This is a genomic window from Siminovitchia thermophila, from assembly GCF_016909185.1.
Classification (GTDB): Bacteria; Bacillota; Bacilli; order Bacillales; family Bacillaceae_C; genus Siminovitchia; species Siminovitchia thermophila.
Genome location: NZ_JAFBFH010000086.1, coordinates 1 through 1,121, shown reverse-complemented (window position 1 = coordinate 1,121; position 1,121 = coordinate 1). Strand labels below are relative to the sequence as shown.

Below are 1,121 nucleotides of genomic sequence, written 5' to 3'. Positions count from 1 at the left end.
CGGAGTAACTGCCGGTGCGTTGACGGTACCTGACCAGAAAGCCACGGCTAACTACGTGCCAGCAGCCGCGGTAATACGTAGGTGGCAAGCGTTGTCCGGAATTATTGGGCGTAAAGCGCGCGCAGGCGGCTTCTTAAGTCTGATGTGAAAGCCCACGGCTCAACCGTGGAGGGTCATTGGAAACTGGGAGGCTTGAGTGCAGAAGAGGAGAGCGGAATTCCACGTGTAGCGGTGAAATGCGTAGAGATGTGGAGGAACACCAGTGGCGAAGGCGGCTCTCTGGTCTGTAACTGACGCTGAGGCGCGAAAGCGTGGGTAGCGAACAGGATTAGATACCCTGGTAGTCCACGCCGTAAACGATGAGTGCTAAGTGTTAGGGGGTTTCCGCCCCTTAGTGCTGCAGCAAACGCATTAAGCACTCCGCCTGGGGAGTACGGCCGCAAGGCTGAAACTCAAAGGAATTGACGGGGGCCCGCACAAGCGGTGGAGCATGTGGTTTAATTCGAAGCAACGCGAAGAACCTTACCAGGTCTTGACATCCCGATGCCCGCTTTAGAGATAAAGTTTTCCCTTCGGGGACATCGGTGACAGGTGGTGCATGGTTGTCGTCAGCTCGTGTCGTGAGATGTTGGGTTAAGTCCCGCAACGAGCGCAACCCTTGATCTTAGTTGCCAGCATTAAGTTGGGCACTCTAAGGTGACTGCCGGTGACAAACCGGAGGAAGGTGGGGATGACGTCAAATCATCATGCCCCTTATGACCTGGGCTACACACGTGCTACAATGGATGGTACAAAGGGCCGCGAGACCGCGAGGTGGAGCGAATCCCATAAAACCATTCTCAGTTCGGATTGCAGGCTGCAACTCGCCTGCATGAAGCCGGAATCGCTAGTAATCGCGGATCAGCATGCCGCGGTGAATACGTTCCCGGGCCTTGTACACACCGCCCGTCACACCACGAGAGTTTGTAACACCCGAAGTCGGTGGGGTAACCATTTGGAGCCAGCCGCCGAAGGTGGGACAGATGATTGGGGTGAAGTCGTAACAAGGTAGCCGTATCGGAAGGTGCGGCTGGATCACCTCCTTTCTAAGGATAATTGAAATGTGGAGGCGACTGCTCGGC

General features: G+C 55.7%; 1 rRNA gene. It reads left to right on the top strand.

What is annotated here, in order from left to right:
* Window positions 1-1,085 (top strand): 16S ribosomal RNA (locus JOC94_RS22675); the annotation flags it as partial.
* Window positions 1,086-1,121 lie beyond the last annotated feature (36 nt).